General features: G+C 72.9%; 19 protein-coding genes. 11 read left to right on the plus strand and 8 right to left on the minus strand.

Annotation, left to right across the window (positions count from 1 at the left end):
* Positions 1 to 7 precede the first annotated feature (7 nt).
* Positions 8 to 1,432 (plus strand): type I glutamate--ammonia ligase, encoded by a 1,425-nt coding sequence (gene glnA, locus DMB42_RS04650; RefSeq protein WP_125630858.1) that lies wholly within the window; start codon positions 8 to 10, stop codon positions 1,430 to 1,432.
* Between the two features lie 419 nt (positions 1,433 to 1,851).
* Positions 1,852 to 2,085 (plus strand): hypothetical protein, encoded by a 234-nt coding sequence (locus tag DMB42_RS04655; protein WP_125630860.1) that lies wholly within the window; start codon positions 1,852 to 1,854, stop codon positions 2,083 to 2,085.
* 37 nt (positions 2,086 to 2,122) lie between these two features.
* Here the strand turns inward: DMB42_RS04655 and DMB42_RS04660 are convergent, their stop codons facing one another.
* Together DMB42_RS04660 and DMB42_RS04665 are read right to left on the minus strand one after the other, a co-directional pair.
* Positions 2,123 to 2,845, minus strand: coding sequence for a B3/4 domain-containing protein (locus DMB42_RS04660; protein ID WP_260477478.1), 723 nt, complete (start codon positions 2,843 to 2,845; stop codon positions 2,123 to 2,125).
* Entirely contained in the window at positions 2,842 to 4,113 is a 1,272-nt protein-coding gene (locus DMB42_RS04665; RefSeq protein WP_260477479.1) for an MFS transporter, read from the minus strand. Before DMB42_RS04665 ends, DMB42_RS04660 begins: the two co-directional genes overlap by 4 nt.
* 83 nt (positions 4,114 to 4,196) lie before the next feature.
* Here DMB42_RS04665 and DMB42_RS04670 point away from each other — a divergent pair, with 83 nt between their 5' ends.
* Positions 4,197 to 5,024: a LysR family transcriptional regulator gene (locus DMB42_RS04670; RefSeq protein WP_125630862.1), complete on the plus strand. Its 828-nt coding sequence runs from the start codon at positions 4,197 to 4,199 to the stop codon at positions 5,022 to 5,024.
* 10 nt (positions 5,025 to 5,034) lie between these two features.
* Here DMB42_RS04670 and DMB42_RS04675 read toward each other — a convergent pair whose 3' ends face one another.
* Positions 5,035 to 6,078, minus strand: coding sequence for a hypothetical protein (locus DMB42_RS04675; protein WP_125630863.1), 1,044 nt, complete (start codon positions 6,076 to 6,078; stop codon positions 5,035 to 5,037).
* 33 nt (positions 6,079 to 6,111) lie between these two features.
* A complete protein-coding gene (locus DMB42_RS04680; RefSeq protein WP_125630865.1) occupies positions 6,112 to 9,033 on the minus strand; it encodes a bifunctional [glutamine synthetase] adenylyltransferase/[glutamine synthetase]-adenylyl-L-tyrosine phosphorylase in 2,922 nt (973 codons plus the stop codon).
* Positions 9,034 to 9,114: 81 nt separating this feature from the next.
* Here DMB42_RS04680 and DMB42_RS04685 point away from each other — a divergent pair, with 81 nt between their 5' ends.
* Entirely contained in the window at positions 9,115 to 9,657 is a 543-nt protein-coding gene (locus DMB42_RS04685; RefSeq protein WP_185844455.1) for an HXXEE domain-containing protein, read from the plus strand.
* A 23-nt stretch (positions 9,658 to 9,680) separates the two neighbouring features.
* On the opposite strand, the gene DMB42_RS04690 is transcribed toward DMB42_RS04685, so the two are convergent.
* Positions 9,681 to 10,358, minus strand: a complete 678-nt coding sequence (locus DMB42_RS04690; protein WP_125630867.1) for a type 1 glutamine amidotransferase — start codon at positions 10,356 to 10,358, stop codon at positions 9,681 to 9,683.
* 102 nt (positions 10,359 to 10,460) lie between these two features.
* Here DMB42_RS04690 and DMB42_RS04695 point away from each other — a divergent pair, with 102 nt between their 5' ends.
* Positions 10,461 to 11,309 carry an alpha/beta fold hydrolase gene (locus DMB42_RS04695; RefSeq protein WP_125630869.1) on the plus strand — a complete coding sequence of 283 codons (849 nt, stop codon included), beginning with the start codon at positions 10,461 to 10,463 and terminating at the stop codon, positions 11,307 to 11,309.
* A gap of 64 nt (positions 11,310 to 11,373) precedes the next feature.
* Here DMB42_RS04695 and DMB42_RS04700 read toward each other — a convergent pair whose 3' ends face one another.
* The gene (locus DMB42_RS04700) at positions 11,374 to 12,087 is read right to left on the minus strand and encodes a PaaI family thioesterase (protein ID WP_125630871.1); all 714 of its coding nucleotides are present in this window, start codon (positions 12,085 to 12,087) and stop codon (positions 11,374 to 11,376) included.
* Between the two features lie 441 nt (positions 12,088 to 12,528).
* Between DMB42_RS04700 and DMB42_RS04705 the strand changes: the two genes are divergently transcribed.
* On the plus strand, positions 12,529 to 13,152 hold the full coding sequence (locus DMB42_RS04705) for an ATP-binding protein (protein WP_260477480.1): 624 nt from the start codon (positions 12,529 to 12,531) through the stop codon (positions 13,150 to 13,152).
* A gap of 13 nt (positions 13,153 to 13,165) precedes the next feature.
* On the plus strand, positions 13,166 to 13,345 hold the full coding sequence (locus tag DMB42_RS04710) for a YciI family protein (protein WP_125630875.1): 180 nt from the start codon (positions 13,166 to 13,168) through the stop codon (positions 13,343 to 13,345).
* A 25-nt stretch (positions 13,346 to 13,370) separates the two neighbouring features.
* Here the strand turns inward: DMB42_RS04710 and DMB42_RS04715 are convergent, their stop codons facing one another.
* Positions 13,371 to 14,732 carry a glutamine synthetase family protein gene (locus DMB42_RS04715; RefSeq protein ID WP_125630877.1) on the minus strand — a complete coding sequence of 454 codons (1,362 nt, stop codon included), beginning with the start codon at positions 14,730 to 14,732 and terminating at the stop codon, positions 13,371 to 13,373.
* Between the two features lie 152 nt (positions 14,733 to 14,884).
* Here DMB42_RS04715 and DMB42_RS04720 point away from each other — a divergent pair, with 152 nt between their 5' ends.
* A complete protein-coding gene (locus DMB42_RS04720; protein WP_125630879.1) occupies positions 14,885 to 15,430 on the plus strand; it encodes an EF-hand domain-containing protein in 546 nt (181 codons plus the stop codon).
* Positions 15,431 to 15,438: 8 nt separating this feature from the next.
* Positions 15,439 to 16,419 (plus strand): terpene synthase family protein, encoded by a 981-nt coding sequence (locus DMB42_RS04725; RefSeq protein ID WP_260477481.1) that lies wholly within the window; start codon positions 15,439 to 15,441, stop codon positions 16,417 to 16,419.
* A 66-nt stretch (positions 16,420 to 16,485) separates the two neighbouring features.
* On the opposite strand, the gene DMB42_RS04730 is transcribed toward DMB42_RS04725, so the two are convergent.
* Positions 16,486 to 17,451 (minus strand): DUF5937 family protein, encoded by a 966-nt coding sequence (locus DMB42_RS04730; protein ID WP_125630881.1) that lies wholly within the window; start codon positions 17,449 to 17,451, stop codon positions 16,486 to 16,488.
* A gap of 57 nt (positions 17,452 to 17,508) precedes the next feature.
* Here DMB42_RS04730 and DMB42_RS04735 point away from each other — a divergent pair, with 57 nt between their 5' ends.
* Together DMB42_RS04735 and DMB42_RS04740 are read left to right on the plus strand one after the other, a co-directional pair.
* Complete coding sequence (locus DMB42_RS04735; RefSeq protein WP_125630883.1) at positions 17,509 to 18,702, plus strand: MFS transporter; 1,194 nt, start codon at positions 17,509 to 17,511, stop codon at positions 18,700 to 18,702.
* A 164-nt stretch (positions 18,703 to 18,866) separates the two neighbouring features.
* Positions 18,867 to 20,747 carry a sensor histidine kinase gene (locus DMB42_RS04740; protein WP_125630885.1) on the plus strand — a complete coding sequence of 627 codons (1,881 nt, stop codon included), beginning with the start codon at positions 18,867 to 18,869 and terminating at the stop codon, positions 20,745 to 20,747.
* The last annotated feature ends 25 nt before the right edge of the window (positions 20,748 to 20,772 follow it).

Genomic DNA, 20,772 nt, shown 5'->3' on the forward strand with positions numbered 1-20,772 from the left:
TTCGAGAGTGTTCAACTCCGCCGACGACGTCCTGAAGTTCATCAGTGACGAAGGGGTGCAGTTCGTCGATGTCAGGTTCACCGACCTGCCGGGGACGACCCACCACTTCACCTTCCCGGTAGAGAACTTCGGCGCGAACGTCTTCACCGACGGGCTCATGTTCGACGGTTCGTCCATCCGCGGTTTCCAGGCGATCCACGAGTCGGACATGCTGCTGCTGCCTGACCCGTCCAGCGCGGTGGTCGACCCGTTCCGCCAGCACAAGACGCTCAACCTCAACTTCTTCGTGCACGACCCGCTGACCGGCGAGGCCTACAGCCGCGACCCGCGCAACGTGGCGCGCAAGGCCGAGGAGTACCTCAAGGGCACCGGCATCGCCGACACGGCCTACTTCGGCCCCGAGGCCGAGTTCTACATCTTCGACGACGTACGCTTCGAGACCCGCCAGAACGCCGGCTACTACTACATCGACTCCATCGAGGGCGCCTGGAACACCGGCAAGGCGACCGAGGGCGGCAACCTGGGCTACAAGCCGCGCTACAAGGGCGGCTACTTCCCGGTCCCGCCGATGGACCACTTCACCGACCTGCGCTCGGAGATGGTGCGCAACCTCATCGAGTGCGGCATCGACGTCGAGATGCAGCACCACGAGGTCGGCACGGCGGGCCAGGCCGAGATCGACTTCAAGTTCGGCACGCTGCTCAAGACGGCCGACAACCTGATGCTCTACAAGTACGTCATCAAGAGCACCGCCCTGGAGTACGGCCACACCGTCACGTTCATGCCCAAGCCGCTGTTCGGCGACAACGGCTCCGGCATGCACTGCCACCAGTCGTTGTGGAAGGACGGCTCGCCGCTGTTCTACGACGAGGTGGGCTACGCGGGCCTGTCCGACACCGCCCGCCACTACATCGGCGGCCTGCTGCGCCACGCGCCGTCGCTGCTGGCCTTCACCAACCCGACGGTCAACTCCTACCACCGCCTGGTCCCGGGCTACGAGGCCCCGGTCAACCTGGTCTACTCCCAGCGCAACCGCTCGGCCTGCGTGCGCATCCCGATCACGGGCTCCAACCCGAAGGCCAAGCGCATCGAGTTCCGTGTGCCCGACCCGTCGTGCAACCCGTACTTCGCGTTCTCGGCGATGCTGATGGCCGGCATCGACGGCATCCGCAACAAGATCGAGCCGCCGGAGCCGGTCGACAAGGACCTCTACGAGCTGCCGCCGGAGGAGGCCCGCTCGGTGCCGCAGGTGCCGGGCTCGCTGCCCGAGGTGCTCGCCGCGCTGGAGGCCGACCACGACTACCTGCTCGAAGGCGGCGTGTTCACGCCCGACCTGATCGAGACGTGGGTGGCGTACAAGCGGGAGAACGAGGTCGACCCGATCCGCCTGCGCCCGCACCCGCACGAGTTCGAACTGTATTATGATGTGTGACGTCGTGATTCCGTAGCGTAACGATCGCGACCCGACCGGCAACCACGCGGGGGCGCCACCGATCATCTCGGCGGCGCCCCCAGCCGTGCGTGACCACCACCGGGCCTGGTCGAGGCCGGCCCCGATGGCGACGGCGCGCGCATCGTGCCGGCCAGGAGATCGACTGCCTCGGCGTCACCGCCGAACTGTGGGACGCAGCCCCGCGGGACAAGCCCGTCATCGCCAGGTCCACCAGCGAGATCGCGGCCACGTGGAGAGCGCACTGAAGCCGGGTTCCCGGACGTCCTCGCCGGACACCGGCGGTCCCCCGCACGAAGCAGAAGGATGATCTGGCGGGCTTGGCCGAACGCGGTTACGGTGATCCCAGATCGCGCGGCCGGCCTTCCGCCGATCGCGCCCGACGGATCCGGAGGACCTTCATGAAGATCAGGCGAGGGGTCTTAGCCGCGGTGCTGGCCGCCGGCGTGCTCAGTCTAGGTGCGACCCCCGCTCACGCCATCCCCCCGCCGCCGCCCGGCGGCGATCTCCTCGTCGTCTTCGCCTACTTCAACGGCGACCAGCTCGTCGGACAACGCTGGTTCGGCTGCGGCCAGCCCGCCGGTGAGTGGGGCACGTTGTCGGGCACCCAGAAGGTCTACTTCACGCCCTGCTGAGCCGAGGGCATAGACCACCCTGTGGCCAGGAGCCGGGTCAGAAGTCGAAGCGGGGCGCCGACGCGGCGAGGATCTCCGACTTCGGCGACACCGGCCACAGGGCGGTCAGCTCGTCGTAGAGGGCCGTGGCGAGGCGTTCGACGTCCGCGCGGGCGCTCTCGTGCAGCGCCTCGGCCACGATGAGCACGTCGGCGGTCGTGTCGCGGACCGCCGACAGGCCGCTCTGGCGGTTCGTCCAGCGGCGCGCGTGCGCCCGGCCCTCCGCGTCGGCGAAGATCACCTCTTCGGCGGCCGGGTGCTCGGTCTCGCCGGAGAAGGTCAGATACGTCTCCTCGCCCGTCGCGTACCGCACCTCCAGGGGCCCCGAGACGTACGCGACGTCGAACACCGCCACCGGGACGGCGAAGGCGATCGAGACCGCGTTGCACAGGTCGATCAGCGGGTGCAGCCGCGGCAGCGCGCCCTCCTTCCTGAAGCGGCGCAGCAGCGACTCCGACGCGCACCGGTACTGCGTCGGCTTGAGCCCCATCCGGGTGAACGCCCGCCGCCACGCCTGGATCTCGGGCAGCTCGCTCTCGGGGGCGGCCCGCCGCGCGGCCAGGTCGCAGTAGCGGGCCACCTGGTCGTCGACGGACACGCCGGGGCCGACGCCCTCCACGTGGAGCGCGAAGGGGACGAGGGCGGGGAAGTCCCGCCAGATGTCGTCGGAATGCTGGAAACGCACTGTCACCTCGCCGGTCGTCTCGCTGGTGCCGATCACGATACTGCGGCGGCCTGGCCACCGCTCGCGCCATGCCGGGCGCGGGCGGCGGCCAGGCCGTAGCAGACGAACGTCAGCGCGGTCAGGACGGCCGCGACCAGCAGGGGCCGCCCGGCGACGCCCAGCACGGCCACGCCGAGGGTGGCGCCGACCTGGCGCGCGGCGCTCAGCACGCCGCCCGCGGTGCCGGCCGTACCGGCGGGGGCGGCGTTCACCATGCCCGCCATCAGGGCCGGCAACACGAACGACAACCCGAACCCCATGACCACCAGCCACGGCGCGAGCACGTCGGTGAGGGCGACCCCCGCCAGGCCGGTCGCGATGAGGGCCAGGCCGCCCAGGATCGGCGGGCGGGGGCCGTAGCGGGCGACCAGCCGGCCGGTGAGCAGCGGGTTCACCGTCATCGGCAGGGTGAGCGGCAGGAAGGCGAGCCCGGCGGCGACCGGGGACAGGTGGCGGGTGTCCTGGAGGAGGAGGGTGAGCACGAACAGGGCGCCGGAGAAGGCGAAGTTGGCCACCGTGCCGGCCAGGAGTTCGGGCCAGGTGGCGGTGAGCAGGCCGCCGGGCAGGGCCGGGGCGTGGCTGCGGCGCTCCACCAGGACCAGGGCCACCAGGACGGCCGCGGCCAGCGCCCCGGCGAGTACGGAGGAGTCGATCAGGGCCTCGGCGACCAGGCCGAGCAGTACGCAGGCCAGGGCCTGGACCTGCCAGTCGATCCGCCGGGAGCCGCGCGGCGAGGAGACGCGGCGCATGATCAGCAGGCTGGCCAGGGCGACGGGCACGTTGATCAGGAAGACCGCGCGCCAGCCGTACGAGCCGACCAGGAGGCCGCCGAGCAGGGGGCCGGCGGCGAGCGCTGAGCCGGTGATCGCCGCCCACAGGCCGGTGGCGCGGGCGCGGGCGGCGGGCGCCGGGAACATCTCGGCGAGCAGGCCGAGCGAGCCGCCCGTGCACAGCGCCGCGGCGACGCCGAGCAGGGCGCGCAGCGCGACCAGTACGCCGAGGCCCGGCGCCGCCGCGCTGAGCAGCGAGAGCACGCCGAACGCCGCCACCCCGGCCTTGAACACCCGGGCCGCGCCGAACCGGTCGGCCACCGCGCCGCCGGTGAGCAGCGCCGCGGCGAAGGCGACCGTGTAGGCGTTGACCGCCCACTGCTGCCCGGCCAGCGAGCCGCCGAGCGAGGCGCGCAGGTCCGGCAGCGCGATCGTCAGCACGGTCGTGTCGAGGATCACCAGGAAGTAGGCGAGGGAGAAGCCGAACATTCGCATGCCCACAGCCTGCTGAAACCCGACATTCCCCCTCAACAGGCGCCGCCGCATGGGGCATTCGGCAAAACCGTATGCTGCTTTATATGGACTTGCGGCAATTGCGGGGCTTCGTCGCCGTGGCGGGGACGGGCACCGTCACCGGCGCGGCGAACGCGCTCGGCCTGGCTCCCGCGTCGGTGTCGGAGCAGGTGCGCAGGCTGGAGGGCAGCCTCGGTGTGGCGCTGTTCGAGCGTACGCCCCAGGGCATGCGGCTGACCGACTCCGGCGCCGCCCTGTTCACCCGCGCGCAGGGGCTGCTCGACCACGCCGAGGAGGTGCGCCGCGCGGTCACCGGCCGCCGTCGCCGGGTACGCCTCGGCGCGCTGGAGATGCTGGCCGCCGTCCGGCTGCCCGCCGTCGTCCGCCGCCTGTCCGAACGCCGCCCCGACCTCGACGTGGACGTACGCTCCCTGATGCGGCAGGACCTGCTGGCCCAGGTGTCCCGCGGCGATCTGGACGCGGCGCTGCTGCTGGACCTCGGCCCGCGCATCGGCGGCCTCGGCTTCACACCGCCCGCCGGCATGGACTTCCTGGACGTCGGCGAGGTCGCGCTGCTGCTGGTCGCGGCGCTGGGCGGCGAACGGGAGCCGCTGCTGGTGAGCCCGTCCGGCTGCTCGATCCGGCTGGCGAGCGACCAGGCGTTCGGCCCGGGGGTGCCGCGCAGGGAGCTGACCAGCATCGCCACCGCCCGCGAGTGGGCCAGGCAGGGCCTCGGTCAGGCCCTGCTCCCGGACTTCGCCCTGGGCTCCGACCTGGACTCCGGCGCGCTGGTCGCACTCGACCACCCGGCGCCCGCGCTGGCCCTGCGCCTGGTCTGGCTGCGCGGCCGCGAGGAGTCCCTGCGCGACGTCCTGTACGCCATGAGCGCCTGAGCCGCCGCGCTCACTGGTCCTTGCGCCGGGACCTGATGCCGGTGATGCGGCGGAGCACGTCCCACCAGAACGACGCGCCGAACAGCAGGGCCACGTACGTCAGCAGGAACCCGGGCCAATGGCTGGGCGTGGTGAGCCGGTCCCACCAGGTGGCGCCGTTCCAGTGGAGGGTCGGGTCGCCCTCGGCCGGGATCTCGATGCTGACCAGCGCGTGCTGGAGCATCTGGACCATGGCGGGCTCGCTGAGCGTCTCGGTGATGCACGGCACGGGGTCGGACCCGGCGCACCGGGCCTTGAGCTCGTCGTACGCCTCGGTGCCCGCCCCGGCCACGGCGGTCACCGAGGCGCGGAAGGCGTTGTCGCGCAGCAGCGTCTTGCCGTACTCCAGGCCGTCCATGGTGAACAGCAGCGTCACCAGGATGCCGAGCACGGCCACGACCCACTTGACGTAGCGCTTGTACAACATGGACAGGCGCTGCATCTCGCCGTCGAACCAGGTCTCGACGCCCGCCCTGAACCGGTCGAGGTCGCGCTGCGCGGTCTCCCACACGCCGCGCAGGTGGCCGTACAGGGGGCTGCCCATCTCCTTGAGCTTGGCCAGGAAGCCCTCGACGCCCTCGGGCTCGGCCGCCGCCATCTCCATCAGGGCGACCGCGAAGCGCCCGGGCGGGATGTTCGCGATGCTCGTACGGCCCTTCGTCGGATGGTCGATCTCCTGGACGCGCTCGTAGAGCAGCTTGACCATGGCGTCCTGCGCCTTGGTCTCGCCGATCGGCAGCGTCCCGGGCTCGGCGGGCGAGGGCTGGTCGCTGTGGGCCGGCCGGGGATCGCGGGCGAACGGCAGTGCGGCGAACACGTCGCGCACCTTGGCGGGCAACCACGACCTGCCCTGCGCGTCGGCGCCGTCGAGGGTGTCCCTGAGGTAGGCCCACAGGAACTTGCTGCGGATGGCGAGCAGGCGTACGAACGCCTCGTTGATCCCGCTCACCAGCAGTGAGAGCAGCAGGAACGACACCACCAGGCCGAGGGCCAGGTCCACGTAGACGGATAACACCTGCGCCTTGATACACCCGGGCGGGTGCCCGGATCAACCCCCGTAGAAGACGCGGTCCACGACCTGCCTGGCGCGGCGGGTGACGCGGCGGTAGTCGTCGAGGAAGTCCTCCGAGCCGTCGGGCGGGTAGCCGAGCGTACGGGCGATGAGCCCGCGTTCGCCCGCGTCGGCGGGCACGCTGTCCCCGGGCCGCCCTCTGACCAGCATGATCGCGTCACGGACGCGGGAGGCGTAGCGCCACGCCTCGGCCAGCACGACCTCGTCGGCCGGGTCGAGCAACCCCTCGGCCGCCGCCGCCCGCAACGCCCCGACGGTACGGGTGGTGCGCAGGGCCGGTACGCCGCCCGCGTGGCGGAGCTGGAGGAGCTGGGCCACCCACTCCACGTCGGACAGCCCGCCGGGCCCGAGCTTGGTGTGCAGCGCGGGGTCGGCGCCGCGCGGCAGCCGCTCGGCCTCCATACGCGCCTTGAGCCGCCTGATCTCCCTGACCGCGTCGTCGCGCAGCCCGCCGGCCGGGTAACGCAACTCGTCGATCATGGACGTGAACGCGCCGCCGAGCGAGGGGTCACCGGCGGAGAAGCGGGCGCGCAACAACGCCTGCGACTCCCACGGCGCGGACCAGCGGGCGTAGTAGGCGCGGTAGGAGGCCAGCGTGCGCACCAGCGGCCCCTGGCGGCCCTCGGGACGCAGGTCGGGGTCGATGACCAGGGGCGGGTCGGGCGCGGGCAGCGAGAGCAGCCGGCGCAGCTCGTTGGCCACCGCGAAGGCGGCGTCGGTGGCCTCCCGCTCCTCGACGCCGGGCAGCGGCGAGTGCACGAACATCACGTCGGCGTCGCTGGCGTAGGAGCACTCCATGCCGCCGAGCCGGCCCATGGCGATGACCGCGAACCTGGTCACGTCGGGCGCCTTGCCGAGCGCGGCGTCGAGCGCGGCCTGGAGGGTCACGTCCGTGAGCGCCGACAGGGCCGTGCCGACGGTCTCGATGTCGATGAGCCCCGAGATGTCGGCGACGGCCGTGCGGAACAGCTCCCTGCGGCGCAGCGCCCGCACGGCCGCCACCGCCGTCTCCGGGTCGCCCGCGTGCCTGGACACCGCGGCCGACGCCTCGCCGCGCAGCGACTCGGGCGGGCGTACGGCCAGCTCCTCGTCGGAGCCGAGCATGGCGACCGCGTCGGGGGCGTGCATGAGCAGGCCGGTGGCGTAGCGGCCGGTGCCGAGCACGCGCGCCATCCGCGCGGCCACGGCGGTCTCGTCGCGCAGCAGCCGCAGGTACCACGGGGTGCTGCCGAGCTTGTCGCTGACCTGGCGGAAGCCGAGCAGCGCCGCGTCGGGGTCGGGCGTGTCGGCGAACCAGCCGAGCATGACCGGCAGCAGCGTGCGCTGGATGGCCGCGCGCCTGGACACGCCCGTGGACAGCGCCGCGATGTGCCGCAGCGCGCCGTTGGGGTCGAGGTAGCCGAGCGCCTCCAGCCGGGCCGCCGCCGCGGCCGTGGACAGCCGCGCCTCCGACTCCGGCAGCCGGGCCACGGCCTGGAGCAGCGGCCGGTAGAACAGCTTCTCGTGCAGCCGCCGCGCCTCCATGGCGTGCCGCCGCCACCTGGCGGTGAACTCCCCCACCGGGTCGGGCTGCATGCCGAGCGCGCGGCCGAGCCTGCGCAGGTCGGCCTCGTCGGTGGGCAGCACGTGCGTACGCCGCAGCCGGTGGAGCTGCAGCAGGTGCTCGACCTGTCGCAGGAACGTGTACGCCTCGGCGAGCCCGCGCGAGTCGTCGCGGCCCACGTAGCCCCCGCGGGAGAGCGCGGCCAGGGCGTCGAGGATGGCCCTGCGGCGCAGCAGCGGGTCGAGCCGGCCGTGCACGAGCTGGAGGAGCTGGACGGCGAACTCGATGTCGCGCAGCCCGCCGGGCCCGAGCTTGAGCTGCCGCTCCCCCTCGGCGCGTACGTGCGACTCGACGCGGCGGCGCATGGCCTGCACGTCCTCCACGAAGTGCTCGCGGGTGGCGGCCGTCCAGACCAGGTCGTTGACCGCCTCGACGTACGCCGCGCCGAGCTCCAGGTCGCCCGCCACCGGCCGGGCCTTGAGCAGCGCCTGGAACTCCCAGGTCTTGGCCCAGCGGCGGTAGTAGGCCAGATGGCTGGCCAGGGTGCGGACCAGCGGGCCGGAGCGGCCCTCGGGACGCAGGCCGGCGTCGACCTCCCACAACGAGCCTTCCTGGGTGGCCGTCGTGCAGGCCCGCATCATGGCCTGGGCCAGCCGGGTCGCCGCGCGCAGCGCCTTGGTCTCGTCGGCGCCCTCGCGCGGCTCGGCGACGAAGATCACGTCGACGTCGCTGATGTAGTTGAGCTCCCTGGCGCCGCACTTGCCCATGCCGATGACGGCCAGGCGTACCTCGGAGTCGTCGACCTCCGCGCGGGCGACGGCCAGAGCGGCCTCCAGCGCCGCGCCCGCCAGGTCGGACAGCTCGGCCATGACCTCCGACAGCGTGGCCTGGCCGGTGAGGTCGCGGGCGGCCAGGTGCATCAGGCGGCCCCGGTAGGCCACCCGCAGCGCCACCAGCGCGTCGGGCCCGGCGGCCCGGGGCTCGGGCTCGTCCGGCTCTGCGCCGACGGCGCGCAGCAGCCCCGCCCGCGCCTCGCCCGGCTCGGCCTCGGCCAGCAGGGCCGCCTGGCCGGGGTGGCGCACCAGGTGCTCGCCGAGCGCGGCGCTGACGCCGAGCACGGCGAACAGGCGGGTCCTGAGCCGTTCGTCGGCGCGCAGGGCGCCGAGCACCGCGGGCTCGCGCTCGGCCAGGCGGGTCAGCGAGACGAGGGCCAGGTCGGGATCGGCCACGTCGACCAGGAACTCCAGGAGGTCGCCGAGATCGGCCGGGGAACGGTCGAGCAACTGGGCGGCCCTGGCCCCGTCGGCGAAGCCGAGCTTGGCGAGCCGGGCGGCGGTCGATTCGATCCTGGGCACCTGCCCATCTTGACAGGTGACATCTCGGAAGCCGTAGAGTACAACGCGACGTTGCGTTGCGTTTCGCGGGAGGGGATGGACATGAGCCGGGTGTCGGCGGCGGTGACCTGGGGGTTGCTGGGGGCGTGGGTCGTGCACGACGCGGAGGAGCTGGCGACGATGGCCGGATGGGTGCGCCGGGCCCGGCCGCGGCTGGAGCGGCTGTACCCGGGGGTGCCCTGGGAGCGGTTCGAGTTGTCGCAGGCGCAGGTGAACGTGGCGATCGGGCTGATGGGCGGGGTGATGGCCGGGGTGTCGGCACTGGGGGCGCGGACCGGCGGGCGCAGCCCGGTCTTCCAGTCGGTGCTGGCCGGGTTCGGCCTGCACGGGGTCGTGCATCTGGCGCAGGCCGCGGCCACGCGGGGGTACACGCCGGGGGTGGCGACGGCGCCCGTGGTGGTGATCCCGTTCTCGGTGTGGGCGTGGCGGCGGCTGCGGCAGGCGGGGGTGGTCGCGGCGCCGGGGCGGGCGGGCGTGGCCGGGCTGGCGGCGCTGCCGCTGGTGGTGGGCGGGGTGCACGCCGCGGCCCACCTGCTCACCCGCCGCCGTACGAAGGCCCCGCGCGTCCACGACCGCTGGTTCTGACCCCGTACGGACGGGGTGGGGGCTCAGCCCGCCCTGACCACCTCGGCGAACGCCTGGACGACCGGCCGCCACGTGGAGACGAGGGCGTCCCTGGCGGCCTCGACACCGGCGTTCAGCTCCTCGGCCGCCGCCAGGCCGGACTCGGCCGTCCACTCCGTGAAGATCTCCGGCGTGGCCTCGGGGTGGAACTGCACCGCCCAGGCGCGTTCGCCGACCCGGTAGGCCTGGTTCGGGTACCGGGCGCCGGTCATCAGCGGCACCGCGCCCTCGGGCAGCCGCGTCATGGCGTCCTGGTGGTACTGGACGGCGGTGGCCGTGTCCGGCACGCCGGACAGCAGGCGGTCGGAGGCGGCGGCGGGCAGCGCGACGACCTCGCACGCCCCGACCTCCAGGCCGGCGCCGCCGCGTTCGACGGCGCCGCCGAGCGCCAGGGTGAGCAACTGCGCGCCGAGGCAGATGCCGAGCGTGGGGGTGCCCTCCTCCACGGCGCGGCGCAGCAGGGCGCGGGTGGCGGGCTGCCAGGGGTTGCGCTCGTCCTCCCAGGCGGCCGCCGCGCCGCCGAGCACGATCAGGCCGTCGGCGGCCGGCTCGGGGATCTCCTCGCCCAGGTACGGGCGCACGACGTCGCAGGTCAGCTCCAGCCAGTCCGCGAGGTACCCGAGCCCGGCGCCGGCCTCGTGCTCGACCACGGTAATGCGCATAGCGGGTAATTTATCCGTCTTTTTGACTGAACGTACCAACCTGTCCGCGTCACGTGGGTGGTGGCCCCGATCGCCCATGGGCCGTGTCCCTAGGATCCGGTTATGAGAATCGATGAAGTGGGCGGGCTGCGGATCGCCACGTTCGGCGACGGGCCGCGGACGGTCATCGCCGTCCACGGCATCAGCGCCTCGCTGATGGCCTGGGGAGCGGTCGGGCGGCGGCTGCCCGAAGGGTGGTCGCTGGTCGCCATGGACCTGCACGGCCGGGGGCACAGCGCCTCGCTGCCCGGCCCGTACGGGCTGCCCAGGCACGCCGAGGACGTGCTGCGCGTCGCCGAGCACGTCGGCGCGGGCCCGGACGCGGTGCTGGCCGGGCACTCGATGGGCGCGTACGTGTCCGTGCTGGCCGCGGCGCGGCACGACTTCGCCCGGGTCGTGCTGGTCGACGGCGGACTCCCGCTCCCGCTGCCCGAGGGCGTGGACCCGGACGCCGCCCTGGAGGCCACGCTGGGGCCCGCGCTGGCCCGGCTCCGGCGCACGTTCGCCACGCCGGAGGAGTACGTGGACTTCTTCAAGGCCCACCCCGCCTTCGTCGGCCGCTGGAGCCCGGACGTCGAGGCGTACGTGCGCTACGACCTGGCCGGCCCCGAGGGCGCGATGCACTCGCGGGCCGTCGGCGAGGCCGTGATGGAGGACGGCCGCTGGATGCGGCTCAGGACCGCCGAGATCGAGGCCGCGCTGACCGCGATCAAGGCCCCGACGTACCTGCTCAGGGCGCCGCGCGGCCTGCTCGACCAGGACACCGGCATGCTCCCCGACGAGATCGCCCGGCCCTGGGCGGACCGCCTGCCCGGCCTGCGGGACGAGGTCGTGCCGGACTGCAACCACTACACGATCCTGTTCGACGAGGACCCGGTGACGACCGTACTGGCCCGTATCACGGAGTCCTGACGGGCCCCCGCGGACATGCGAACGGCCCCCGGAGCGGCTGCTCAGGGGGCCGTTCGGCAGTGGGTCAGCGTGGAGCGATCCACGTGGCTCGGGCGGCGGCGACCAGCGTGCCGTCGCCCTCGTAGATGCCGCTCTCGCCGTACATCTTGCGGCCCTCGCGGCCGGTCGGACGGGCCACGACCGAGTAGCGCCCGCCGGGCAGCACCGGGCCGTTGATCTGCACGACCAGGCGGCCGAGCAGGGCCGACTCGCCGGGGCCGAAGTGCGCCCAGCCGGTGATGCAGTCGAGCACCGCGCCCACGATCGAGGCGGGCACGCCGTCCTCGCCGCTCACCGTGAACGGCACCCGCCAGCCGGCGGCCACCAGGTCGGAGCCCTCCACCGGGCCGGGGAAGATGCGCAGGCCGTCGCCGGGCTCACGCAGGCCGCAGGCGAAGCACTCGGCGAACGGGTGGGCCTTCAGGCCGACGAACCCGGCCTCGGCGCGCTCGGCGTCGGTGAACGGGACGAACCCGGGCCCGGCCAGCGTCTCGGCCACGGGGATGGCCTCGACCAGCACCTTCTCGGCGTCGGACAGCGAGACGCTGTTGGCGACGTGCTCCAGGCGCAGTTCGGTCTCCAGGGGCGTGGGCGCGTGCAGCGTGACCTCGACCGCTGATCGGCCACCGTTCAGCGCCTCCGCCATGGTTCCCGCGATCCAGCCGCCGTTGGCGACTCCCACCGGGCCCCGGAAACGCTCGGGAACGGTCAACACGGTCTGCAGGGCAGCCGTCGTCATGCCACACCCTCCAATATCGCCACACAAGGCGAGAAGTCCGGAAATATCGTAAAGAGCAGGCCGATTTTACTGGACTCCCGGTTTAGCACGATGGCGGGGGTCCCTGAGCGCCGACCGACTCCCCCATAACGCCACAGGCGGGGCCGAAACTTCCCCGACCGCCCCCGGCCGTCCCTCTCCCAGGGTCGATGCCGTCGATGGCACGGGGGTGACTCGGGGGTGAGGAACAACGAAAATCGGCCTCAACCCAGAGCGGTGTCCGGGGTGAGGCCGATCAAGGCGTCGGCAGTACTTTATCCCGTGATTTCCCCGTCCCGGGCCCATTCCCGGTGAATCCCATGGGACCGTTCCGCGCACCGGCCGTGCGCCGGCCGTGCGCCCGCGCGCCCTATGCTGGCGCGACAGGGGTCGAAGCGAATCCTGATCGGGCGGGGTGGGGCTGTGCAGCGGGCGACGTTACGCTATCCGCCCGGGTCGCTGGTCGTGCTGACCGGGCTGCCCGGCGCCGGCAAGACCACGCTGCTGCGCCGCCTGTACGGCCTCCACGGCGCCGAGAGCGCGCCCGTCGCCGCCGGCGCGGTCGTGGTGATCGACTCCGGCCAGTCCCGCCTGCGCTGGGACGGCCGCATCGCCTGGGCCCCGAGGCCCGTCCGCCGCGCCGTGGTGTTCGCCACCCATCTGAGCCGCATCCGCCGGGCGCTGATCCGGGGGCAGTCGGTCCTCGCGCACAACCGGGGCTGCGCCACGTACGTGCTGAAGGGGTTCGCGTGGCTGGCCCGCAGGCAGCGGGCGAGCTTCCACCTGCTGCTGCTCGACGCGCCCGCGGAGGCGGCGATCGCCGGGCAGCACGCCAGGGGCAGGGTGGTCGCGCCCCGCACGTTCGCCCGCCACCGCCGCCGCTGGGAGAGCCTGCTGGCCCGGGTCGCGGACGGCGACCCGGCGCCGGCCGCCACCGCGCGCGTGGTCACCCGCGCCGAGGCCGACCTGCTGGAGCACATCGTCTTCGACAGCGTCGCAGGGAGCGTCGCGGGGAGCGCCGTCGACAGCCGCGCGCACGGGACATGAGGGAGGACCCGCGATGAACCAGTACCTGCTCACCCTGTTCGAGCCCGACGGCCCCTACACCGAGGGCAAGGAGCACGTCGGCGGGTTCACCGTCATCCGGGCGCCCGACCTGGACGGCGCGCTGGAGTGGGGGCGCCGGCTCGCGCGCGCGGTGGGCGTGCTGCCGGTCGAGGTGCGCGAGTTCAAGGGCTGAAGCGGGCGGGTCTCCCCGCCCGGCCTCACAACACCGGCAGGTAGCGGCCCAGCTCGAACTCGGTGACCGTACGGCGGTATTCGCGCCACTCGGCCCGCTTGTTGCGCAGGAAGAAGTCGAAGACGTGCTCGCCTAGCGTCTCGGCGACCAGTTCGCTGCGTTCCATGACCGCGATGGCCTCGTCGAGCGAGCCGGGCAGCGGCTGGATGCCGAGCGCGCGGCGTTCGGCGCTGGTCAGCGTCCAGACGTTGTCCTCGGCGGCCGGGGGCAGCTCGTAGCTCTCCTCGATGCCCTTGAGCCCGGCGGCCAGCACCAGCGCGAAGGCCAGGTACGGGTTGCACGCCGAGTCGAGCGAGCGGAACTCGATGCGCGTCGAGCCGCCCTTGTGCGGCTTGTACATCGGCACCCGGACCAGCGCCGAGCGGTTGTTGTGGCCCCAGCACACGTACGAGGGCGCCTCGCCGCCCTGACCCGCGATGGCCTCTGCGCCGCCCCACAGCCGCTTGTAGGAGTTGACCCACTGGTTGGTGATGGCGGTGATCTCGGCGGCGTGCCGGAGCAGGCCCGCGATGAACGAGCGCCCGATCTTCGACAGCCGGTAGTCGGACCCCGCCTCGTGGAAGGCGTTGCGGTCGCCCTCGAACAGCGACATGTGCGTGTGCATGCCCGAGCCCGGGTGCTCGGTGAACGGCTTGGGCATGAACGAGGCCCAGATGCCCTGCTCCAGGGCGACCTCCTTCATGATCAGCCGGAACGTCATGATGTTGTCGGCGGTGGTGAGCGCGTCGGCGTAGCGCAGGTCGATCTCCTGCTGGCCGGGCGCGCCCTCGTGGTGGCTGAACTCGACGGAGATGCCCATCGACTCCAGCATCATGATCGCCTGGCGCCGGAAGTCGTGGCCCGAGCTGTGGGGCGTGTGGTCGAAGTAGCCGCCGGAGTCGATCGGCTCGGGCCGCTGACCGGCCTCGGGACGGTTCTTCAGCAGGAAGAACTCGATCTCGGGGTGGGTGTAGAAGGTGAAGCCCATGTCGGCGCACTTGGCGAGCGTGCGCTTGAGCACCCAGCGTGGGTCGGCGTGCGACGGGGTGCCGTCGGGCATGAGGATGTCGCAGAAGATGCGCGCCGCGCCCGGCGTCTCGCTGCGCCAGGGCAGGATCTGGAACGTCGAGGGATCGGGCTTGGCCAGCATGTCGGACTCGTAGACGCGGGCGAAGCCCTCGATGGCCGAGCCGTCGAACCCGATGCCCTCGGCGAAGGCGCCCTCCAGCTCGGCGGGGGCGATGGCGACGGACTTGAGGAAGCCGAGAACGTCGGTGAACCAGAGCCGGATGAACCGGATGTCGCGTTCCTCGAGCGTGCGGAGCACGAACTCCTGCTGGCGGTCCAAGGCATCCCCTCGTTGAAGACAGTGCGGGTCTTCTATCAGGATGCCGTGCCCGTGTTTCGCACACGTTACGGGGGGTGCCGGTGCGAGCCTCACTGACAAAGGGGCCGCCCAGATCTACTGTGATCACGCAGTGAGTCTCGGGGGAGGCATTGGTGGCTATCGACCTGCTCAATCACAAGCTCGATCGGGCGTTCGACCACATCGACGCGAACGGCAACGGTGTCGTGGAGAGGGAGGACCTGCTGGGGCTGGGCGCCCGTCTGCTGGTGGGCTTCGGGGAGTCCCCCACCTCGGTCACCGGCAGCCGGCTCGTCGGCAGCTTCGACGGCATCTGGTCGACGCTGGCCGGCACGCTCGAACGCGACGGCGACGCGGGCATCGCGCGGGCGGACTTCCGCGACGGCATGGCGGCCGCGTTCGTCATCGGCGAGCACTACGAGCCGGTGTTCCGGCCCGCGACGGTGGCGGTGGCCCAGCTCTGCGACGGCGACGGCGACGGGCTGATCCGGCCGGGCGAGTTCCGTACGATGCTGAGCGCGTTCGGCACCGCCTACGACGACGTGGACGAGGCGTTCGACCGGCTCGACAGGGAGGGCAGAGGAACGCTCACCGTCGAGGAGCTGATCATCGCGGCCGAGGACTTCTACCGCAGCTCAGACCCGAACGCCGCGGGCAACTGGCTCTACGGGCCGCTGTGAACACCGCCGTGAGCACCACCGTGTTCGCCACGGTGCGCACCGCGCTCCGCTCGGTCCTGCACTGGAAGCCGATGTTGCCGCTGCCGCGCAAGGGCGGCTCGCCCGCGCTGGCGCTGCTGCCGCTGGTCGAGCGGGTGCCGGCGATGGCGGCGCCGTGCCGGATGCACCCGGCCGTGTACGCGATCGAGGCCGCGGTCATCGATTGGGCCAGGCGCACGGGGCTGCGCGCCGACGCCGGGGTGGGCTTCCACCGGATGGCCGGGCGCGCCTTCGCCGAGTTCGACGCCGCCGCCGCCGCGCTGTTCGCGCAGTGGCTGACCTGGCTGTTCCACCTCGACGACGAGCTCGACGAGGGGTCGTGCCCGCTGGACATCTTCCACGGCATGCTCAAGGGCGCGGCCCGGCATCCGCTGGAGGCGGCCTTCGCCGACCTGTGGCGGGTGACCAGCGCGCGCATGAGCGACCAGTGGCGGGCCCGCTTCGCGGTCAACCTGCGTCGCCAGGCCGACGCGTGCCGTACCGAGGCCGACAACCGGGCGGCCGGGCGCATGCCGACGCTGGAGGAGTACCCGGCGCTGCGCAGGGGCACGGTGGGGCCGTACCTGTACGACCTGGTGGAGCCGTGCCTGCGGGTCGAGGTGCCGGCCTGGATGGTCGAGTGCCAGCCGTGGCGGGAGCTGGTGGACGCCTGCAACGACGTCACCGCCTGGTGCAACGACGTGGCCTCGCGGCCCAAGGAGCGCGGCGACGTGCACAACCTGGTCGTTCTGGCGATCCGTCAGCTCGGGCTGGGCGAGCGCGAGGCCGTGGCGTGGGTGCTCGACCGGATCGCCGACCGCTGCCAGGACATGAACCGGGCGGCCAGGCTGCTGCCGCTCGACGACCTGCCGCCCAAGGCGGCCCGGGACGTCAGCAAGGTCGCCTGCGCCTACCTGGCCGCACCTCGGGCCCACCTGGACTGGCTTCTGGAGACGTCCCGCTACACCTGACACGGCGGACCCCGGACGCGGCGCGGGCCCCAGCTCCAACAGGGGCCCGGCCGGAAAGGGGAGTGGTCAGGCGGCGGTGGCGGCGAGCATGTCGCCCGCGGCCGTACGCCGGTAGACGACCTGCTTGCCGAGCCGCAGGCCCACCGTCAGCCCGCCGTCGCTGAGCACCCCGAGGTGCTGGCTGACCGCGCCCGGGGTGAGTGACATCCGGGTGGCCAGCGCCGAGGTGGTGCTCGGCTCGGCCAGCGCGAGCAGGATCTGCGCCCGGCTGCGCCCGATGAGCGCGGCCAGCAGCCCGGCCGCGGGCGGCGGCCCCTGCTCCCACAGCGTGCCGACGCCGAGCACCGGGTAGACGAGCATCGACTGGTACGGCGCCGTCATCACGGCCACCGACGGCCAGTAGAACGCGCTCGGGACCAGCACCAGCCCGTCGCCGTGCAGCCCGCCCGCGTCGCACCAGGGCCGGTCGATGAGCAGCCGCTCCCCTGTCCACTCGACGGCGGGGCCGAGCCCGGCGAACAGTTCGCTGGCCCCGCCCTGGGTGAGCTGGCGCGACCGGCGCAGCACGTCGCGTTCGAGCAGCCCGTAGACGCGGGGCCAGAACTCGGCGAAGCACTCCCGCCAGTACGTCTCCAGCGCGTCGGCGACCCGGGCCACCCCCGCCGCCGGATCGGCCGTGAACCGGTCGAGCACCGTCCGGTCGGTGCCCGCGATCTTCGCGGCCTCCTCGGCCGCGCGCTCGGGCGGCGTGCACCGGACCTGGTCCAGCTCGGCGGCGAAGTCGGGCAGCGGCGTGCGCGGCGGCGGCGTGATGAAGTCGGCCAGGTAGCCGCTCGCCGGCACCAGCGCGAACAGCTCGTCCAGGTCGAGGCCACGCAGCCGGGGCCGGACGGCCTTGATCCACGGCAGGTGGAGCGACTGCCTGGCGGGGTCCTGGAGGGTGCGCAGGCTCGCGACCAGCTCCCACAGAGGCGAGAACGCGAACCGGATCCGCGCCATGTCCTCCGGCTTCAGCACCCACGTGACGGCCATGGTTTAGTGTGCGCTAAATCGTTGGCGACTCCAAAACGGAAGCCCGACTCTGTATCCGTGTCGAGCACCACTGTTGAGAAGCCCTCTTTCCTCCGCTCACAGATCGGCGGCCTGCCGCGCCCCTTCTGGGCCCTGTGGAGCGGCAGCCTCGTCAACCGGCTGGGCACCATGGTGATGCCGTTCACCGGCGTCTACCTGACCCAGGCCCGCGGCATGTCGGTGACCACCGTGGGCCTGATCATGGGCGTCTACGGCGCCGGCTCGCTGGTGTCGCAGCTGCTCGCGGGCGTGCTGACCGACCGCGTGGGCCGCCGGGTGACGCTGTCGGGCGGCATGCTCGCCACCGCCGCCACCATGCTGGCGCTCGGCTACAGCACCTCGCTGCCGGCGATCGTCGCCTCCATGTTCGTGCTCGGCCTGGTGATCGACATCTACCGGCCGGCGTCCAACGCCCTGGTGGCCGACCTGGTGTCCCCGTCGGAGCGGCCCCGCGCGTACGGGTTGCTGTTCTGGGCGATCAACCTCGGGTACGCGGTCGGCATGACGAGCGGCGGCTGGCTGGCCGGGGTCGGGTTCGTCTGGCTGTTCTGGATCGACGCGGTCTCCTGTGTGATCTTCGCCGTACTGGTGTGGCGGGCGGTGCCCGAGACCAGGCCGCCGGCGCGCGAGTCGGGCGGCGGGTTCGGCGTGGTGCTGCGCGACCGGCTGATGGTGGCCTTCACGCTGGTCGTGCTCGGCAACGCGCTGGTCTACCTGCAGACCATGACCATGCTGCCGGTCGCGATGACCGCGGTGGTGAAGCTGACGCCCGCCCAGTTCGGCCTGGCCATGGCGCTGAACGGGGTGCTGATCGTCATCGTGCAGCCCCTGGTCTCCGGCTGGCTCGGCCGCCGGGACGCCTCCCGCACGTTCGCGCTCGGCCTGGCGATCATGGGGGCCGGGTTCGCGATGACGGCCTTCGTCACGAACACGTTCTGGCTGGCCGTCACGATCGCCGTGTGGACCGTGGGCGAGATCATCGTCGCGGGCTTCTCCGGCACGATCGTCGCCGCGCTGGCTCCCGAGCACCTGCGGGGGCGGTACTCGGGGTTGTTCGGGTTCGCCTGGTCGCTGGCCGCGATGCTGGCGCCGCTGCTGGGCGGGCCGCTGCTCGAACGCGGGTCGCACGTGTTGTGGTTCACCGTGGGCGGCGTGGCGCTGGTGTCGGCCGCGGGCATGCTGGCACTCGGCCCGGCGATCAGACGGCGGTGACCCGGGCGCGTTGACGCGGGCCGGGTTGGGGGCGGGCCCGGCGAGCCTGGGCAGACCGGGGCAGACCGGGGCGGACCACGGAATCCGCCGCCGTTGAGAGAATTTTGATCCGATGTTGGCATTTTCCCGATAATTTCCTGCCGATCACGGAAGGAATCGGTGGGATGCGCCACGCAGGCTGGGCGCGCCGGGCGGTGACGAGACTGGCCACGCCCCGCGTCGCGATCGGGATCGCCACGTTCGCCGTCGTGCTGGAGCTGGCCGACATCTGGGTGACCGCGCAGCTGCCGCCGTCGCCGTACACGCCGCTGCCGTTCGCGCCCGAGGACATGGCGGGCACGGCCTTCCCCGTCTTCGGCGCGATCCTGGTCCACAGCAGGCCGCGGCTGGTCATCGGCTGGCTGCTGTGCCTGGGCGGGGTGAGCGCGGCGGCCAACATCCTGTCGGCCAACCTCCATCAGTTGCTCGACGGCTCGCCCGGCCCGCGCTGGCCGGTCGTCAACCTGACCTGGAACGTCTGCGAGCTCACCCTCGGCGTCCTGCTGCCCCTGCTGTACCCGGTGGGCCGGCTCCTGTCGCGGCGCTGGCGGACGGTGGTGGCGCTGGCCGTGGCCGGGCAGGCGCTGGACTGGGCCGGGCTGCTGGCCGACCGGCCGGAGCTGCGGGAGGCCGGGCACGGCACGCTGTCGGCGAGCATGGTGCTGGCCTTCGCCTCGCTCGTCGTCCGTTTCAAGCGCGGCGACGCGGTCGAACGGCGGCAGCTCCTGTGGCTGCTGGTGGCGCTGCCCGGCCTGCTGGTGCCCTGGATGCTCGGCGCGGACGTCTGGTGGGTGGCCTCGCTGGCCATCCCACTGATCCCGGCGGCCATCGCCGTGGCGGTGCTGCGCTACCGGCTGTTCGGCATCGACACGCTGATCAGCCGGGCGCTGGTCGGCACCGGCCTGGCCATCGTGATCACCCTCGTGTACGTGGCCGTCAGCGCCGCGCTCAGCGTGTTCCTGTCGGAGGTGGACCGGATCGCCGGGATCCCGGCGGCCCTGTTCGCCGGGGCGTTCTTCCAGCCGATGCGCCGCGGGCTGCAACGCGGCGTGGACCGCCTGCTGTACGGCAGCACCGGCGTGCCCGGCACGCTGGCCCGGCGGCTGCGGCACCGGCTCCAGCACACCGACCCCGTGCACGGCCTGCTGGCCACACTCGACGTACTGCGCGAGGGCCTGTCGGTGACCGGCGTGGCGGTCGAGGCCGACGGCGCGGTGACCACGTCCGGCGTGCTCGGCACGGCGGCCAGGACGGTCCCCCTGATCTGGCACGGCGAGCCGGTCGGGCTGCTGCTGATCGGGCCGACGGACCGGCGCAGGTTCCCCGCGGCCCACGACGAGCGGGTGATCGCCACGCTGACGCCGTACATCGCCGACGCCGCGCACGCCGTACGGCTGACGGCCGCGGTGCAGCGCTCGCGCGAGCGCATCCTGACCGCGCGGGAGGAGGAACGGCGGCGGCTGCGCCGGGACCTGCACGACGGGCTCGGCCAGTCGCTGAGCGGCATGGCCATGTCGATCAACGCCGCCCGCCTGACCATGCACAGCGCTCCCGACCAGGCCGACCGGCTGCTCGCCGGGCTGCGCGCCGGCATGGACGCCGTGACCGGCGACATCAGGCAACTCGTCTACGGCCTGCGCCCGCCCGCGCTGGACGAGCTGGGCCTGGCCGGCGCGATCGAGGAGCTGGCCGGCGCGCCGGTAGAGGCGTCGGGCGAGCTGACCGGCCTGCCCGCGGCGGTCGAGGTCGCGGCGTACCGCATCGTGCAGGAGGCGCTCACGAACGCGCGCAAGCACGCCGCCGCCACGCGGATCTCGGTGACGCTGCGCCGCGACGACCGCCTGTACGTCACGGTCGCCGACGACGGGATCGGCCTGCCGCCGGACGTACGGCCCGGCGTCGGGCTGGGCTCGATGCGCGAACGGGCCGCCGAACTCGGGGGCACCTGCGCCGTACGAACGGGACCGGGAGGTGGCACGGTTGTCCACGCCGAGCTTCCGCTGTGACAATTCGCCATATACCCTGACGTGT

Origin of the sequence: Nonomuraea sp. WAC 01424 (assembly GCF_003947315.1) — a bacterium.
In the GTDB taxonomy this organism is placed as follows: Bacteria; Actinomycetota; Actinomycetes; order Streptosporangiales; family Streptosporangiaceae; genus Nonomuraea; species Nonomuraea spiralis.

Bases quoted from the DNA above. Each gene is read 5' to 3' on its own strand.
- DMB42_RS04655 (WP_125630860.1), top strand. From the start codon at position 1,852: ATGAAGATCAGGCGAGGGGTCTTAGCCGCGGTGCTGGCCGCCGGCGTG.
- DMB42_RS04665 (WP_260477479.1), bottom strand. From the start codon at position 4,113: ATGCGAATGTTCGGCTTCTCCCTCGCCTACTTCCTGGTGATCCTCGAC.
- DMB42_RS04670 (WP_125630862.1), top strand. From the start codon at position 4,197: ATGGACTTGCGGCAATTGCGGGGCTTCGTCGCCGTGGCGGGGACGGGC.
- DMB42_RS04685 (WP_185844455.1), top strand. From the start codon at position 9,115: ATGAGCCGGGTGTCGGCGGCGGTGACCTGGGGGTTGCTGGGGGCGTGG.
- DMB42_RS04690 (WP_125630867.1), bottom strand. From the start codon at position 10,358: ATGCGCATTACCGTGGTCGAGCACGAGGCCGGCGCCGGGCTCGGGTAC.
- DMB42_RS04695 (WP_125630869.1), top strand. From the start codon at position 10,461: ATGAGAATCGATGAAGTGGGCGGGCTGCGGATCGCCACGTTCGGCGAC.
- DMB42_RS04700 (WP_125630871.1), bottom strand. From the start codon at position 12,087: ATGACGACGGCTGCCCTGCAGACCGTGTTGACCGTTCCCGAGCGTTTC.
- DMB42_RS04710 (WP_125630875.1), top strand. From the start codon at position 13,166: ATGAACCAGTACCTGCTCACCCTGTTCGAGCCCGACGGCCCCTACACC.
- DMB42_RS04730 (WP_125630881.1), bottom strand. From the start codon at position 17,451: ATGGCCGTCACGTGGGTGCTGAAGCCGGAGGACATGGCGCGGATCCGG.
- DMB42_RS04740 (WP_125630885.1), top strand. From the start codon at position 18,867: ATGCGCCACGCAGGCTGGGCGCGCCGGGCGGTGACGAGACTGGCCACG.